Annotated in this window: 14 protein-coding genes; 5 read left to right on the top strand and 9 right to left on the bottom strand. The window is 67.6% G+C overall.

Annotated elements, in window-relative coordinates; all coding sequences use genetic code 11:
* Positions 1-4: 4 nt before the first annotated feature.
* The 5 genes from JAO74_RS16455 to JAO74_RS16435 all read right to left on the bottom strand — a co-directional run bounded on the left by JAO74_RS16455 (position 5) and on the right by JAO74_RS16435 (position 4,238).
* The gene (locus JAO74_RS16455; protein ID WP_199040677.1) at positions 5-568 is read right to left on the bottom strand and encodes a DUF4337 domain-containing protein; all 564 of its coding nucleotides are present in this window, start codon (positions 566-568) and stop codon (positions 5-7) included.
* Positions 569-575: 7 nt separating this feature from the next.
* Positions 576-1,490 carry a glycoside hydrolase family protein gene (locus JAO74_RS16450; RefSeq protein WP_199040674.1) on the bottom strand — a complete coding sequence of 305 codons (915 nt, stop codon included), beginning with the start codon at positions 1,488-1,490 and terminating at the stop codon, positions 576-578.
* Between the two features lie 3 nt (positions 1,491-1,493).
* Positions 1,494-2,258, bottom strand: a complete 765-nt coding sequence (locus JAO74_RS16445) for an SDR family oxidoreductase (protein WP_199040671.1) — start codon at positions 2,256-2,258, stop codon at positions 1,494-1,496.
* 119 nt (positions 2,259-2,377) lie between these two features.
* Positions 2,378-3,889, bottom strand: coding sequence for a CehA/McbA family metallohydrolase (locus JAO74_RS16440; protein ID WP_199040669.1), 1,512 nt, complete (start codon positions 3,887-3,889; stop codon positions 2,378-2,380).
* Between the two features lie 82 nt (positions 3,890-3,971).
* Positions 3,972-4,238 carry a DUF1488 family protein gene (locus tag JAO74_RS16435; protein ID WP_233151110.1) on the bottom strand — a complete coding sequence of 89 codons (267 nt, stop codon included), beginning with the start codon at positions 4,236-4,238 and terminating at the stop codon, positions 3,972-3,974.
* Between the two features lie 225 nt (positions 4,239-4,463).
* Here JAO74_RS16435 and JAO74_RS16430 point away from each other — a divergent pair, with 225 nt between their 5' ends.
* Entirely contained in the window at positions 4,464-4,925 is a 462-nt protein-coding gene (locus JAO74_RS16430) for a PaaI family thioesterase (protein WP_199040667.1), read from the top strand.
* 11 nt (positions 4,926-4,936) lie between these two features.
* Here the strand turns inward: JAO74_RS16430 and JAO74_RS16425 are convergent, their stop codons facing one another.
* Genes JAO74_RS16425 through JAO74_RS16415 form a run of 3 tightly spaced genes read right to left on the bottom strand, consistent with a single transcriptional unit; the run spans position 4,937 to position 7,827 of the window.
* The gene (locus JAO74_RS16425) at positions 4,937-5,395 is read right to left on the bottom strand and encodes a DUF4126 domain-containing protein (protein ID WP_199040663.1); all 459 of its coding nucleotides are present in this window, start codon (positions 5,393-5,395) and stop codon (positions 4,937-4,939) included.
* Between the two features lie 58 nt (positions 5,396-5,453).
* Positions 5,454-6,620 (bottom strand): sensor histidine kinase, encoded by a 1,167-nt coding sequence (locus JAO74_RS16420; RefSeq protein ID WP_199040661.1) that lies wholly within the window; start codon positions 6,618-6,620, stop codon positions 5,454-5,456.
* Entirely contained in the window at positions 6,610-7,827 is a 1,218-nt protein-coding gene (locus JAO74_RS16415; protein WP_199040658.1) for a sigma-54-dependent transcriptional regulator, read from the bottom strand. The genes JAO74_RS16420 and JAO74_RS16415 overlap by 11 nt, the downstream gene beginning before the upstream one ends.
* A gap of 127 nt (positions 7,828-7,954) precedes the next feature.
* Between JAO74_RS16415 and JAO74_RS16410 the strand changes: the two genes are divergently transcribed.
* The 4 genes from JAO74_RS16410 to JAO74_RS16395 all read left to right on the top strand — a co-directional run bounded on the left by JAO74_RS16410 (position 7,955) and on the right by JAO74_RS16395 (position 14,823).
* Positions 7,955-9,235 (top strand): efflux RND transporter periplasmic adaptor subunit, encoded by a 1,281-nt coding sequence (locus JAO74_RS16410; protein ID WP_233151109.1) that lies wholly within the window; start codon positions 7,955-7,957, stop codon positions 9,233-9,235.
* A gap of 12 nt (positions 9,236-9,247) precedes the next feature.
* Complete coding sequence (locus tag JAO74_RS16405) at positions 9,248-9,928, top strand: ABC transporter ATP-binding protein (RefSeq protein ID WP_199040655.1); 681 nt, start codon at positions 9,248-9,250, stop codon at positions 9,926-9,928.
* 85 nt (positions 9,929-10,013) lie between these two features.
* The gene (locus tag JAO74_RS16400; protein WP_233151108.1) at positions 10,014-12,404 is read left to right on the top strand and encodes an ABC transporter permease; all 2,391 of its coding nucleotides are present in this window, start codon (positions 10,014-10,016) and stop codon (positions 12,402-12,404) included.
* Positions 12,405-12,417: 13 nt separating this feature from the next.
* Positions 12,418-14,823 (top strand): ABC transporter permease, encoded by a 2,406-nt coding sequence (locus JAO74_RS16395; protein ID WP_199040652.1) that lies wholly within the window; start codon positions 12,418-12,420, stop codon positions 14,821-14,823.
* A gap of 31 nt (positions 14,824-14,854) precedes the next feature.
* Here JAO74_RS16395 and JAO74_RS16390 read toward each other — a convergent pair whose 3' ends face one another.
* Positions 14,855-15,262: a response regulator gene (locus JAO74_RS16390; protein WP_199040649.1), complete on the bottom strand. Its 408-nt coding sequence runs from the start codon at positions 15,260-15,262 to the stop codon at positions 14,855-14,857.
* Between the last annotated feature and the right edge of the window lie 41 nt (positions 15,263-15,303).

The raw sequence follows: 15,303 nt of genomic DNA, 5'->3' as shown, positions 1-15,303 counted from the left end.
GTTCCTAGAACCAGGCGATCACGCTCAAGCCGACACCGATCGCCGCGCAGCCGCCGGCGCCCCATAGCAACCAGCGCCGCCGCGTCAGTGCGCTGATCGAGGCGAGGGCGATGCCGACCTGTACGAACGTCATCGCGATGGAGAGTTTGACATGGGGGCGCAGCGCATGGCGTGATTCATTGTCCGCCTGTTCGGAACGGCGATCATAATCCTCCGCCTTCGCCCGAAGCGCCCGCGCCCGTGTCGCATAGGTCGTCGCAGCCACCGCATCGTCACCCGTCGCGACGGGTGACAGTCGCGCGACCGCTTCAGCCAGATGACGCTTCATGTCCTCCGCCTGATAATAGGACCAGCTATCCGACGCGCGCGCCTTCATCAGCACCGCTTCGTTCTTGTAATAGAGCGCGTCGTTCTGGGTATGCCCGCCCAGAAAACTGATGATCGCGCCGATCGTGGCGAGGATGGCGGAGAACAGCGCGATCTTTTGGCCGAGCGGTTCGCCGTGCGCCGACCGTTCCTCGATCGCGTCGTCATGCCGGCCGCGGACGTCATATTCGTCTTCGGGCATGGCTGGCTTACCGGTCGTAACGGCGGATCAGGGCGCGACGCAGGATGCGGTCCTCGATCGAGAAATACAGCGCGATCATGTCCCCCTCCATCACCATGGAGGCAGCGAAGGCGATGTCGGTCGCGGCCCGGTCGACCGCCGGTGGCGGCACCAGCATCGGCTCCAGCCCGCGCCCCGTGACCCGCGTGAATTGTGGGTCGAAGCTGACCCAGCCGATCCGCCAACGCGCGTCGTGGGTGGCGCCGTTGTAGAACATCACCGGGTCCCGCCCGGCGACGGAGACGATCGGGCCGGTCGACAGATGCCAGTTGTCCCAGCTGTCGTCGCGGATGCCGAACGGGTCGGGCTGTACGGTCCACGGTCCCTGCGCGGTGGGGCCGGCCGCCATGCCGATCCGCGATGCGCCATCGGCGGCATATTCGTAGAACAACCGCCAGCCGCCCGCCGGTGTCCGCGCCAGCGTCGCTTCCTTGATATTGCCTTCGCCGGGTGGCGCCTTCAGCACGACCTCGCACTTGGTCAGGTCGCCCAAGTCCGGTCCGCTGGCGAGGATCATCGCGCCTTGAGACCGGGTGGCGTCGACGCCGGTATAATAGACCAGATATCGGTGCCCGCCCGCCCCGTCACCGGGTTCGATCATGACGACCGTGGGGTCTTCGCAGCCACCGACATCGTCGGCCCCCGGCCCCGGCGTGATCGCCAGTCGCGGATCGACGGCAAAGGTCAGCCCGTCGTCACTTGCGCCAAGCGCGATGAGGCCGGTCGGATCGTGCGGCGTCAGCGGATTGGGCACGGCGCGCACCATCATCCGGTAACGGCCATCCTCCTGCCACACGAACGGGCTCATCAGGTCCATGCCGTCGATTGCTGAGCCGGCCGCGAGCTGAACGGTGTCGAGCTGTTCCACCGCGAAGGTCGTCATCGCTCAGGCCCCTTGCGCGACAGTGAGCGACAATGCGCCGTCGATCGTGACGGTGGTGCCGGTGATGTAATCGGCGCCGGGCGACAGCAGGAACGCGACCAGCGTCGCGACCTCGTCCGGACGACCGGCGCGGCCCGCCGGAATGTTCGCCTCCAGCCGGGCGCGATAGGCGGGATCGTCGACCGCCTGTTCGTTCATCGGCGTCAGGATCATGCCGGGCGCGACGCCGTTCACCGCGATGCCCTTCGGCGCGAGTTCGAGCGCCAGCGTCGCGGTCAGTTGCGACAGGCCACCCTTCGCCGAATCGTAATCGACACCGCCAGCGCGCGGCGCCCGTTCATGGATCGAGGAGATGTTGACGATCCGCCCCTTCATCTCCTTGTCCGCCAGTGCGCGGACGAACCGGCGACAGGTCAGGAACGGTCCGTACAGATCGGACCGGATCACCCGGTCGAACTGGGTCAGTTCCATGTCGACGATGTGGACGCCGCTCATGTTCAGCCCGGCCGAATTGACCAGCCATGTCACGGTGCCGAACCGCGCCTCGACCGTGTCGAACAGCCGGCCGACCGCCGTCTCGTCGGCAACGTCGGTCTGCACCGCGATCGCCCGTTCATCACCGATCGACGCGCATATCTTCGCGGCGGCGGCGGCATCGTGAAAATAGGTGATGGCGACCCTGGCGCCGGCCGCCGCAAGCGCGATGGCGCAGGCCGCCCCGATGCCCGATTCCCCGCCCGTGACGATTGCGACTGCGCCGTCGGCCATGATCGGCCTCCCTGGAATGTTGATGTCGTCCATCGGCTTTGGATCAACACAGATGACGCGTGGCTGTCAGCGACGTGTCTTGCCGTTCATGCGAGGGCGGTGCGGCATCGTTCCATGGCTCAGCGAACGTAGACGGGATTGCCGATCAGCCAGAAACGACCATCCGGGCGGAGGACATCGACCCGGAACCATTGCCGCACGCCGCGATGTAGATCGAGCGGCAGGTCCGCCGTCCCGCTCGCGATGGCAGTCATCGCTCGCCGCTCGCCATCCACGGTCAGCGCAACTTGCCCGCCCACCACGCCCTCGACATGCGCCATCGCCGTGATCGGCTCTTTACCGGTCGGCAGGGTTCCGCCCATCGCCACCGTCGCGTTGCCGCGCCGCGCAGTCATATCCAGCACGCGCCCGCGCCCTTCGTCGAGATCGACGAACGCCCGCCCCGATCGCAATCCCCTCAGAATGGCGCCCTGCGACAGGTCATCGGCATGGACCACGGTGGCGATGCTGCCGATCGCCGCCTGCAGGCCGATCGGCGAGTGGCCGCGATACTGGATCGCGTCGTGATTGTCCGACCCGGCCACCCCGACCAGTCGATAACCGCGGTCGAGCAGCGCCTCCCAGTAGCGCACCTGTTTCACGATCGCCGCCTCGCGGTCGCCGGGCGTCTCGATCGTGCTGCCGCCGTTGACGACCTCTATCGCATCGACGTTCGCGTAATCGGTGTCGCGCGGCGCCCAGCCACAGCCCAGGCAATCCTCGCCGGTCGGTCGCGACGGATGGTTGATCGTCAGGAACCCGCCCGTGGCACGGGCGCTGGCGAGCATCGCGTTCACCGTCTCCGCCCCCGGTCGGCCGATATCGGTTTCGAGCGCGCCCATATAGCCGAGCAGGTTGGCATGGCCGTCCCGCGTCGTCAGCTCGCGCCCCGGCATCAGCAGCAGCGTATCGAAATGCGGCTGCAGATAGCCCATGTCGATGAAGTGCGAGGTGACGTTGTGATCGGTCAGCGCCACGAAATCGAGGCCGTGCGCCGCCGCTTCCTGAAAGGTGTAGAAGGGCGGGCACCCGGCCTCGCGCCCCGCATAGCTGCGGCACCGGGCATCGCTCTGGCCGCTATGGCTGTGCAGGTCGCCGCGATACCAGCCGGGGCCGGCGCGGATCGGTGCGGGGGCGAAGGCGACCTCGTCCAGATTCGATGCCGTCGAGAACCGGATGCGCGCCGACCATCTGGCGCTGTCGCCGGTGCGGATGGCCGGCACCGTCATCATCAGCCGCCACCGTCCCGCCGGGATCGGCCCCGGCAGGAACGACGGCGTGGCGAAGGCGTCGCCGATCGCAAAGGCATATTTGGTGCCCCCGCCCCAGCCGCGGAATCGCTGCGGATCGGCTACGCCCAGCGTGATCGTGACGCCGCGATCGCGCCCCTCATACGTGAAATCGACCCGCACCAGCGCGGTGCCGGCCGGCACCACGAAAGGCAGGTCGCGCGTGGTGGCGCGATCGGCGTCGTGGATGACGCCTTGCAGCGTCACGTCCGCCGGCCGCTCCGCCGCCGCGAAAACCGGCGCGGCGAACGCCGCCAGCCATAACAGCAGAATCCCCTGCGCCGTTCTGAAACGTACAACCATCGCTATCCCATCCATGATCCCATCGCCCCTTGTCGGCGCAATGTTACGATCGTGCGATGGGCTGGCCGGTCAGGCGGCCGCTCTACTCCAGATCGCTCTCGTCGATCACGACGGTCGCGGCTGGGCGCTTGGCCGCCACCTCCTCGCAGACATCGAGGATCTCGTCGCTGAACCGCTCGAACATCTCGACGGCATCGTCTTCGGGTTCGTCGCCGCTGAGTTCCTTCAGCACGGCATATTTGACCGCAAACTCGACCTCTTCGCCGTCGATCTCGGCCGTAAACTCGATCTGCCGCGCGACGTCGTTGTCGGTGACACTGGCATGGTCAATCTGAACATGGCTGGCCATGATAATCATCTCCGGGTTGGCCGGCGGTCCTGCCCAACCCCGACTCAAGGCGCAAGCATAACTATGCGTGGGCACAGATACTCGCGGGATCGGCGGGTCGGGCACCAAAGCGGCACATTCGCCAGATCACTGATTCAACGCACACCTGATTAGTTGTCAACAAACATGCCTGCTACCGGCAACGCAGCCCGACCCGCAAACCCATCAAGACAAGGATGTCCGCCCATGAACGTGTTGATCGACCATGCCGGCCTTGACGGTCACGACCAGCTGGCGGCCCTGATGGCGGCCAATCTTCATCCCCCGATCGGCGAAACGCTGGATTTCGCCCTGGTCGAACTGGAACGCGGTCGGGTGGTGTTCGAGGGTTCGCCTTCGCGCAAGTTCTTCAATCCGATCGGGTCGGTACATGGCGGCTATGCCGCGACGCTGCTCGACAGCGCCTGCGGCTGTGCCGTCCATTCCAGCCTGCCGGCAGGACAAGGCTATACGACGCTGGAACTCAAGATATCGTACCACCGGGCGCTGAGCGACCAGAGTGGACCGGTGCGCGCCGAGGGGAAGATCGTCTCGCTGGGCCGCCGGGTCGGCTTTTCGGAAGCGCGACTGGTCGATGCTCAGGGGCGGCTATGCGCCTCCGCGACATCGACCCTGCTGGTCTTTCCGCTTGAGGCCGCTGCCGGCTAGCGACAGTCGTCTCAGGACTTTGCCGGTTTCGCGTTGGCGATCATGTTGGCGGCGGTGAACACGATCGCATCCTCGACGAATCCGGTCGCCGTCTGTCCCCACCGCCGCATCGCCCATTTCCGCGCGGCAAGACCTGCGTAAGACGAAGCGATCGCCGCGCCGATACCGATCGCCGCACCCGCCAGCTGCCGCTTCGGCGGGGCAAGCGTCGCGCCGGCGAAGCCGCTGGTGATGGTGCGGGCGAGCAGCCCCAGGAAAACCGTGCGGTCCGGCGCGGTCGTCATCTTGTCGCCCGCCATCTCGGCCGCGCCCATCGCCACGCCGCCTGCCGAGATCAGGGGAAGAGCCATCAGTCGCGCCGGCGGATTGTCTTCCGGCAGCGTCCCGCGTCGCGCAGCCCCCGCCAATGCGGCCAGTGGCGTCATCGCACGTTGGCCAGCGACCAGACCCATCAGAAACGAACGCAACATCGGCAACTCCTTCGATCTGTTGGCCAAACGGTCGAAAGGCCGACGCGATCCGCACCATTCAGATCGGCAACGTCGCCAGAAACCTTGCCGGCTGAACAGCGAACAGCACCAGATCACCACCGTGCGCGCGGAATATCTGGCGGGCCAGCGCGAGACCTACGCCGCTCCCCTGGGGCTTGGTGGTGAAGAACGGCTGAAAAATCGCGTCCCCATTCGCGGCGGGAATACCGGGTCCGTCGTCGCCGACCATAAACTCGACGGCACCGACCGTCGTCCGGATGTCGAGCGTGACGGCGACGGCCACCTCGGCGGCATTCTGCAACAGCGCCCAGAGCGCGGCGATCAACTGGTCGGCGTCAACACGAACGGTCGCGGGTGCCGCGCGAAGGTCGAGCGTCAGGGACGCCGCGGGCCACCGCGTATCGAACAACCGCGAGATGTCGGCGACTAGGGGGGCGAGATGAACAGGCGCGAGCGCAGGCACGGGCAACCGCGCCATCGCCCGATACGCCTCGACGAAGCGTTGCAATGCCTCTGCCCGCCGCGCCACCGTTTCGACGGCGTCGTGGACCGTATCGCGTTCGGCATCGCCGTCCTCCAGTATCTGCGCCGCCGTCCGCGCAAGCGATGCGATCGGCGTCAGCGTGTTGGTGATCTCGTGGCTCAGCACCTGCAACAGGTCGCGCAACGCCTGCGCCTCGACCGCCTTCATCTCGCTGTCGATGTCGATCAGCGCCGCCACGCGCGTCGCCATCCCGCTGCCGGTGAGATCGGTCGTGAGGATGGCGAAGGTGTGGACGCCCTTTTCCGTATCGATCCGCACCGAGGCGGCACGGCCCGGCACGGCGGCGCCGATCGCCTCGACCAGCGCCGCCGGTGGAAGCGCGACGAGATCGTCGGCGACGAGCAGCCGTCGCGCGGCCCGATTGACCGCGTGCAGCCGGTCGCGCGCATCGAGTGCGACGAGCGGCGCGGGTGACAGGTCGAGATAGGCCGCCAGCCGCCGCCGCTCACGCGCGTCGTCGCCGACCGGCAGCGGAGACGGCGGTGGCGGCGGCGAGGCCCGGCGTCGCGCGACGTGATGCGCCGCCGCCCCGATCCACAGCGCGGCGATCACCGCCAGCGCAGCGGTCGCATAAAGGCCATGGACCCAGCCGATAGCCGCGACGATCCCCGCCGCGAACAACGCGATCGCGCGGACGATGGCACGCGCGTCAGAACCCATGCTTGTCCATCCGCCGGTACAGCGCGGCACGGGTCAATCCCAGTTCGGCCGCGGCACGGCTGACGTTGAAGGCGTGGCGCTGGAGCGCGGCGGCTACCATGGCCTTTTCGCCCCGCGCCAGGTTCAGGTCGGCGATGGCGCGCGGGACCGGATCGTCGATGTCAACCGACAGGGCGAAATCGGCGACGTCATGGACCGCCCCGGTCCCAAGCAGCACCGCGCGCTCGCACGCCTGGCGCAGGCCGCGGACGTCATCGGGCCAGCGATCGGCGGCAATCGCGCGGGCCGCCTCGTCACCGATCGGTTTTGCCGGTCGGGCATAGCGGGCGGCGAACAGATCGAGGAAATGCCGCGCCAGCCGCACCGCATCGCCGCCACGATCGCGCAACGGTGGCAAGTCGATCTCGATCGTGTTGATCCGGTACAGCAGATCGTCGATCAGCGCGGCGCGCAAGGCAGCACGATCGAGCCGACTGGTCGCGACGATCCGCGTCGTACCGCACCTGCGCACCCATTCGGCCTGTGCCGCGCGCGGGATCGCATCGACGTCCTCGATCACCAGCGTGCCGTCTGCGGGCAGATCGGGGACGGTGCCGCCGCCATCCACCGTCACCACCGTACCACCGCGCCGCGCGCCGGCGAGCAGCGCCCGCGCGACCAGACTCTTGCCCGATCCGGCGGGGCCGCGGACCAACACCGCGGCATCGGTCGGCGCAACCTGCGCGACGAGATCGCGGACCCGCACGATGCTCGCGTCCTCGCCCAGCAGGAAGGCGCCATCGCCCCCGACCGGCGCCGGTGCGACCGCGCGTTTGGCGCGCGCCAGATCGATCGCGCGCTGTGTCGTCGCGAGCAGGCGCTCGTTGCTCCACGGCTTGATGACGAAGTCGCTCGCCCCCTCCCGCATCGCGCGCACCGCCACGCTGATACCGCTATGGCCGGTGACGACGACGACGACCGCGTCACTATCCGCCGCGATCAGCCGTTCGAGCATCGCGAAGCCTTCGTCGCCGCTGGTCTGCCCGCGCGCGAAATTCAGGTCGAGCAGGATCGCATCGAAACGCCGCTCGGCCAGCTTCACCCACGCCGCATCGGGATCGCCGGCACCGGTCACGTCGATGCCATGACGGCTCAACAGCAATGCCGCCGCCTTTACGATGTCGGGATCGTCGTCGATCACCAGCACCTGGGGTGATTTGGTTGACAAGGGGGCACACCTGTTCGGAATCGGACAGTTGCTTATGCCAGCGGACAGTCGCATCGCCAACCTGATCGATTTATATAGCCTTTGCAGTGCTTTAGCATAATCTTGCTTTGTCCGGCACAGTGTCCGCATGAACGCAACACCCCAGACTACCGGCGCGGCGATGGACCGGCGGATCGCACGACCGCACGCGCGGCGTCGCAAGCTGGTCGTTCGCGCCGCCATCGCGCTCATGTGCCTGGCCGCGGCAGTCGTGGGCTGGTTGCTGCTTCCCGGATCGGGGGCGCTGTCGGTCGACACCGCAAGCGTGCGGACCGGCGTGGTCGAGCGCGCGCCGTTCCGCGACTATGTGCCGCTCCGCGCCGAGGTCGTCCCGCTGAACACCGTCTATGTCACCGCGGTGTCGGGCGGGCAGGTCGCGGCGCTGGCGGTGGTCGATGGACAGATGGTCGGCGCGGGCGCACCACTCGCCCGGCTGGCCAACCCGCAACTCGAACTCGACGTTGCGACCCGATCCGCCGGGATCGTCGGGCAATTATCGGGGATCGACGGGCAGCGACTGGCGATCCAGCGCAACCGGCTCGACGGCGATCAGGAGGTCGCCAATGCGCGCAACGCGCTGACCAAGGCAGAGGCGCTGCTGGCACAACGGCAGCCGCTGTTCGACAAGGGCTATATCACCAAACCCGCGATCGATCCGCTGCGCGAGGATGTTGTGTACCAGCGCGCCCGCGTCGCCGCGCTCGGCGCAGGACGGGCGCAGGCGGATGCGACGCTCGCCGACCAGTCGACCGGGATCGCCGCGACCGCGCGCGAACTGCGCGAAAGTCTGGCGATGGTTCGCGGCAGCCTGTCCGCCCTCACCGTCCGCGCGCCGGTTGCGGGCCGGTTGACCGCCTTCACGCTCCAGCCGGGGCAGACGCTGAAGCCCGGCGATGCGGTCGGCCAGATCGATTCCGAGGGACGGTGGAAACTGACCGCCGACGTCGATCAATTCTATCTCGGCCGCGTCCGTGCCGGCCAGCCTGCGACCGCCGACATCGACGCCCATGGCGTCAGGATGACGGTGCTACGCGTCCTGCCGCAGGTGACCGAAGGGCGGTTCCGGGTCGAGCTGGGCTTCGTCGGCGCCGCCCCCGCCGGGCTCAACCGCGGCCAGACGGTCGATCTTCGCCTCGTCCTCGGCGCCGACCGGCCCGCGATCGTGGCGCCGTCGGGCGGCTGGCTCGATGCGGGCGGCACCACCGCCTTCGTCCTCGATGGTGAGAACAAGGCGGTGCGTCGCGCGATCACCACCGGGCGGCGCAATCCCGATCAGGTCGAGATCACCGCCGGCCTCGCGCCCGGCGACCGCATCGTCACGTCCGCGCTCGGCACCTACGCCGCCTACCAGACCCTGCTCCTCCAGTAAGGACCCCAATCCATGATCGCACTCCATGACGTCAGCCGCCGCTACGCCTCCGATGAGGTCGAGACGACCGCGCTCGCCGATATCGACCTGACCGTCGACGCGGGTGAATTCGTCGCGATCATGGGACCGTCGGGATGCGGCAAATCGACGCTGCTCAACGTGCTCGGCACGATCGACCGCGTATCCGGCGGGCGTTATCTGTTCGAGGGGGCCGACATCGCGAAGGCGCCCGAAGCGGAACTCGCGAAGCTTCGCCGCGATCGCCTCGGCTTCGTGTTCCAGAGCTTCAACCTGATCGACGAACTGACGATCGCGGAGAATGTCGCGCTCGGCCTCGCCTATCGATCGATCCCCGCGAAGGAGAAGCGCGACCGCGTCGCCGCGGCGATGGACCGGGTCGCGATCGGCCACCGCCGCGACCATTATCCGCATCAGCTGTCGGGCGGCCAGCAGCAACGCGCCGCGATCGCGCGCGCCATCGTCGGCGAGCCGAAGCTGATTCTGGCGGACGAGCCGACCGGCAATCTGGATACCGAAAACGGCGCGCAGGTGATGGACATCCTGTCCGAACTGAACGCGGGCGGCGCCACGATCGTGATGGTCACCCACAGCCCCGCGCATGCCGACATCGCCAAACGCACCGTCAACATGCTCGACGGGCGCATCCTGTCGTCCGCGCGGCGGGCCGCCTGATGCGTCGCCTGTTCGACATCGCCCTGGTCGTCATTCTGGTGATCGTCATCACCCGCTATCTCGACGCCAGGAAAAAAGCCGCCTGATGTCGATCGCGACCAGCCTCTATCGCTCGCTGACCCGCCACAAGCTGTTCGCCGCGCTCAACATCGGCGGGCTGGCGCTCGGCATCGCGGTATTCCTGGTGCTGTATCTCTTCGTCCGGTTCGAGACGGGGTACGACCGGGTGCTGCCGGGGTGGCAGCGGGTGTGGATGGTCGATCGGTCGCTGCAGTTCCCCGGCAACCCGAGGGTGGAGATACCCTCGCTGCCGACCATGCTCGGCCAGATGAAGGCCGATTATCCCGGCACCACCGGCGCGCGCTTTCTCCAGTTCGATGCTGCCGTGCAGAACGGCACGACGCTGGTCGCCCAGACGATGGCGCAGGTCGATCCAGCCTATTTCCGGCTCTTTCAATTTCCCGTCCTCGAAGGCGATCCCGCCACGGCGCTGGCGCGTCCCGATGGCATCGTCATCACCGCACCCGTCGCGCGGAGTTATTTCGGCAAGGCATCGTCGATCGGGCGGACGCTGACCGTGGTGATCGACGGCAAGGCCCAAATCTACCGGATCGGCGCGGTGTTACGGCCGCTGCCCGGCAATATTTCCTACACCAGCGACCTGTTCACCGCCCTGGCGCCGGACGCGACCGGACAGCGCGGCAAGGGGTTCCGGACCTTCCTGTCGTTTCCCGATGCGATCGCCGCCGCCCGCGTGACGCGCGATCTGCCGGCGTTCGTCAAACGCCACCCCGATCCCGATTTCCCCGTCGGCATGGTCGATCTGGCGCAGACGCGCATCGTACCGCTGGCGAGCGTGCATCTCGCCGCCGACAATGTCCGGACCGGCGTGACGGTGCTCGGCGCGGTGGGTGCCGTCGCGCTGCTGCTGGCGGTGGTCAACTACGTCAACCTCGCGACCGCCCGCGCCGGACTTCGCGCGCGGGAGATCGCGATGCGCAAGGTCGTCGGCGCGACCCGCCGGGCACTGGTCCTGCAACTGCTCGGTGAAGCGCTGGTCGCGGTGACGCTGGCGTCGCTGACGGGGCTGGCGCTCGCCGAGATCGCGCTGCCCTTCATCAGTGCGATCGGCGGCACCGACCTGACGATCGCCTATCTGGGCGCGAACTCGATCCTGCCGCCGCTCGCGCTGCTGGTCGCGCTGGTGTCGTTGCTGGCCGGCTTCCATCCTGCCTTCGTCCTATCCCGCTTTCAGCCCGCCGGTGTGCTGGCCGCAGCGCGGACGTCTGGCGGCGACCGCGCTGGCGCACGCCTGCGCAAGGTGCTGGTCGTGCTTCAGTTCGGCATCGCGATCGCGCTGATGATCTGCACCGCCGTCCTCGTCGCGCAGATACGCCACGTCCAGAATGCCGATCTCGGCTTTGCCCGCAACGGCCTCATCATGGCGCCCAGCTATGGCGTCGCGGCGGTGGATGCGTCGCAGCGGCGCGAACTGTTCGCCGCGATCCGCACGTTGCCCGGCGTAACGGCCGTCACGACCAGCGGGATCGCGCCGACCGGCGGCAGCTATTCGATCAGCGCGATGCACCGCGCCGGCGCGACCGGCGAACCACCCATGATCCTGCAGGCAACGATCGGCGACCGGTTCTTCGAAACCTATGGCGTGAAGCTGCTCGCCGGTCGGCTGTTCGATCCGCAGCGCTTTCCGACCGACGAAACCCGCACCGGTACGGATGCCGACAAACGCGAGCACATGGTCGTCGTCAATCGCACCACCGCCCGACGTCTGGGCTTCGCCACGCCGGCCGCCGCGGTCGGCCAGTCGGTATCGGAAGGGGAGCGTTCCGCGCGGATCGTGGGCGTCGTCGCGGACATGCGGTTCGCCACCCCGCGCGAACCGCTAAATGCGGTGTCGTACAGCTATCGGGACGACGGCGGTTTCAGCCCGGTGCTGGTCGTCAGGGCCGCCGATACGGCGACGGTACTCGCCCGGATGGAGATGGTGTGGCGCCGCATCGTGCCCAACGTCCCGTTCGCCGCCCTGACGGTCGATCAGAAACTCTATGACTCCTTCTATCGACAGGACGTCCAGCGTTCCCGCCTCTTCACGATCGGTGCGATACTGGCCGCGCTGATCGGGTGCATCGGGCTCTACGGCCTCGCCGCGTTCGACACCGCGCGCCGCGTGCAGGAAATCGGCATCCGCAAGGTGCTGGGCGCCTCCACCGGCGATGTGCTGCGATTGCTGCTCGGGCAATTCCTGCGGCCGGTCGCGCTCGCTAACCTGATCGCGTGGCCGATCGCGTGGGTCGCGATGTCGCGCTGGCTGGGCGGGTTCGACGATCGGATCAATTTGTCGCCGCTCTATTTCATCGTCGCCAGCGCACTCGCGCTCGCCATCGCCGCCGCGACCGTCGCGGGTCAGGCGTGGCGCGTCGCGCGCGCCGAACCCGCCCGCGCGCTGCGCCAGCTCTAGAAGGACCGTATCCATGAGTGCGCTCACCAGCCTCTATCGCTCGCTCACCCGCCACAAGCTGTTCGCCGCGCTCAACATCGGCGGACTGGCGCTCGGCATCGCGACCTTCCTCGTGCTGCTCCTGTTCGTCCGGTTCGAGACCGGGTTCGACCGCGCGATCCCGGGTGCGGACAAGCTGTATGTGATTCAGGAACGCTATCACATGCCGGGATATCCCGAAGATCCGAACCCCTATACGATGGGGGGCCAGCTCGACGTGCTGCGCGCCGACTATCCCGGATTGCAGGGCACCCGGTACTGGGATCAGAACGCCACCGTCCGTCAGGGCAACACCGTGACAGCCGAGTCGCTGCGGATCGTTGACCCCAATTTCTTCGCGCTGATACGCTATCCCGCAGTCTCGGGTGATCCGGTTCGCGCGCTCGCCGATCCCGGTTCGGTCGTCGTGACCGAACAGATCGCGCGGAAATATTTCGGCAGCCAGCCCGCCATCGGTCGGGCGATGACGATCACGATCGACGGCCAGACCTTCCCCTATCGCGTCGGTGCGGTGATCGCCGACATGCCAAACGACGTCAGCTTCCGCAGCGACCTGTTCGTGCCGCTCGTCCGCGCGCGCTTCGCCAACGAATGGTTCGACCATTGGGGCAGCACGACGCTGCACACGTTCCTTCGCTTCCCCGACGCCGCCGCTGCCCGCTCGTTCGACGGCGAACTGCCACGTTTCGCAGAGCGGCATGTCTTCCCCGACGGCAACGTCAAGAAGGGCACGTGGGAGCAGTCGCTGCGCCCGCTGGTCGATAACCACCTGTACGATCCCGCAGACCGCAATGCGGTGACGACACTGGGGATCGTCGGCATACTCACGCTGTTGATCGCGATCGTCAATTACGTGAACCTCGCCACCGCACGATCGGGGCTGCGGGCGCGCGAGGTTGCGATGCGCAAGGTGCTCGGCGGCACCCGCGCCACGCTGATCCGGCAATTCACCGGCGAGGCGTTGGCAACCGTCGCGCTCGCTGCGCTGATCGGCCTCGCGCTCGCCGAACTCGCGCTGCCGCTCATCAATGCCGCGGGCGGCACGAAGCTGGCGCTGCATTATCTGGGATCGGCGTCGATCCTGCCCCCGCTGATCGCGCTGGTAGTCGCGGTCGGGCTGGTCGCGGGGATATATCCGGCACTGGTGCTGACCCGGTTCCAGCCTGCGGCGGTGCTCGCATCGGCGCGCGCGCCGGGCGGCGGACGGGCGGGCGCGCGGCTGCGCGGTGCGCTGGTCGTCTTCCAGTTCGGGATCGCGGTCGCCTTCGCGATCGGGACCGGCGTGATGCTGGCGCAGACCGCACATGTGCGCGACGCCGATCTCGGCTTCAGGCGCGACGGCCTGTTCATCGTCCATGCGTTTGCCAATGTCGAACCCGCGGATCGCGCCGGCGTCCTGCGGGTACTGGCCGCGCTGCCGGGCGTCTCCGCGATCACATCGGCGCAGAACGCTCCCGGTAGCCAGAGCACGACCAACACGTCGACCATCTATCGCGCGGGCCTCGACGAAAGCCGCGGGCGATCGACGATGGATGTCGTGGTCGGCGACGACTATTTCGCGACCTTCGGTGCACGCCTGATCGCCGGACGCCTGTTCGATACCGCGCATCCGGGCGACGATACCGCCCTGCGTCAGGCCGGTAGCAAGGCACCGTACAACGTGGTGGTCAATCGCACCGCCGCCGCCGACCTGGGCTTCGCAAGCCCTGCCGCCGCGATCGGCGGGACGCTGGAGGGCAACGGCACGATGACGATCGTCGGCGTCGTCGACGACCTGCGTTTCCGTGGTCCACGGCAGGCGATCGGCGGGGTCGAGTATCGCTATTCGAGCAAGCCCTTCGCCAGCGCGTTGGCGACGATCCGCTACAGCGGCGATCCCGCGCGGTTCCGCGACGCGGCCGAGGCGGCGTGGAAGCGGATCGCACCGGCGGTGCCGTTCGAGGGTCGGACGGTCGCGCAAAATCTCTACGAGGAATACTACAAGGCCGATGCCCAGCGCGCGCGGCTGTTCACGATCGGTGCGGTGCTGGCGATCCTGATCGGGTGCATCGGCCTCTACGGCCTCGCTGCGTTCGACACATCGCGCCGGGTGAAGGAGATCGGGATACGCAAGACGATCGGCGCATCCACCGCCGACGTGCTGCGCCTGTTGCTGACCACGTTCCTGCGCCCGGTGCTGATCGCCAGCATCGTGGCCTGGCCGATCGCCTGGGTCGCGATGCGGCGCTGGCTGAGCGGGTTCGACGACCGGATCGCACTGTCGCCCTGGTTCTTCCTTGCCGCGACCATGGCGGCGATCGTGATCGCGACGGCCACGATCTTCGTGCAGGCATGGCGCGTCGCCCGAGCCGAACCCGCCATCGCGCTGCGCTACGAATGAATGCCGGCGACCAGCGTGCCCGGCCGGTCGTTCAGACCGCGTGCTTCAGCGGCTCCGGCTGCTTGCCGTCGGGCAGCATCTCGCGAAGATGGGCGTGGATCATCCGATCGTTGAACGGCTTGCGGATAAAACTCGCCTTGGCCGGCATATCGCCGTCCGCCGGCTGGATTCGCCCGCTGGCGATGACGATCTCGATCCATGGGTAATGCTCCGCGACATGGTGGGCCAGGGCGAAACCGTTCGTCTCACCCGGCATCTCGACATCGGAGAACAGCAGGATGATCTTGGCCGCCTGCTCGGCCAGGATCGCCTTGGCCTCGTCGCCGGTGACGGCGTCGAGCGACCGAAAGCCGGCATCCTCGATGATCGCACACGCGTCCATCAGGATGATCGGATCGTCATCGACGATCAGCGCATAGGGCACGGTTGACATGGTCATGACGCGCTAACGGCCTCGGGCCGCATATGTTGCCGTCAATA

This window comes from Sphingomonas mollis, from assembly GCF_016427505.1.
Taxonomy (GTDB): domain Bacteria; phylum Pseudomonadota; class Alphaproteobacteria; order Sphingomonadales; family Sphingomonadaceae; genus Sphingomonas; species Sphingomonas mollis.
The sequence above is the reverse complement of the archived record's forward strand: the minus strand, read 5'-3'. Positions and strand labels throughout refer to the sequence as shown.

Excerpts from the sequence above, each read along its gene's own strand:
- JAO74_RS16455 (WP_199040677.1), bottom strand. The coding sequence starts at position 568 with ATGCCCGAAGACGAATATGACGTCCGCGGCCGGCATGACGACGCGATC.
- JAO74_RS16450 (WP_199040674.1), bottom strand. The coding sequence starts at position 1,490 with ATGACGACCTTCGCGGTGGAACAGCTCGACACCGTTCAGCTCGCGGCC.
- JAO74_RS16445 (WP_199040671.1), bottom strand. The coding sequence starts at position 2,258 with ATGGCCGACGGCGCAGTCGCAATCGTCACGGGCGGGGAATCGGGCATC.
- JAO74_RS16440 (WP_199040669.1), bottom strand. The coding sequence starts at position 3,889 with ATGGTTGTACGTTTCAGAACGGCGCAGGGGATTCTGCTGTTATGGCTG.
- JAO74_RS16435 (WP_233151110.1), bottom strand. The coding sequence starts at position 4,238 with ATGGCCAGCCATGTTCAGATTGACCATGCCAGTGTCACCGACAACGAC.
- JAO74_RS16430 (WP_199040667.1), top strand. The coding sequence starts at position 4,464 with ATGAACGTGTTGATCGACCATGCCGGCCTTGACGGTCACGACCAGCTG.
- JAO74_RS16425 (WP_199040663.1), bottom strand. The coding sequence starts at position 5,395 with ATGTTGCGTTCGTTTCTGATGGGTCTGGTCGCTGGCCAACGTGCGATG.
- JAO74_RS16420 (WP_199040661.1), bottom strand. The coding sequence starts at position 6,620 with ATGGGTTCTGACGCGCGTGCCATCGTCCGCGCGATCGCGTTGTTCGCG.
- JAO74_RS16410 (WP_233151109.1), top strand. The coding sequence starts at position 7,955 with ATGAACGCAACACCCCAGACTACCGGCGCGGCGATGGACCGGCGGATC.
- JAO74_RS16405 (WP_199040655.1), top strand. The coding sequence starts at position 9,248 with ATGATCGCACTCCATGACGTCAGCCGCCGCTACGCCTCCGATGAGGTC.
- JAO74_RS16400 (WP_233151108.1), top strand. The coding sequence starts at position 10,014 with ATGTCGATCGCGACCAGCCTCTATCGCTCGCTGACCCGCCACAAGCTG.
- JAO74_RS16395 (WP_199040652.1), top strand. The coding sequence starts at position 12,418 with ATGAGTGCGCTCACCAGCCTCTATCGCTCGCTCACCCGCCACAAGCTG.
- JAO74_RS16390 (WP_199040649.1), bottom strand. The coding sequence starts at position 15,262 with ATGACCATGTCAACCGTGCCCTATGCGCTGATCGTCGATGACGATCCG.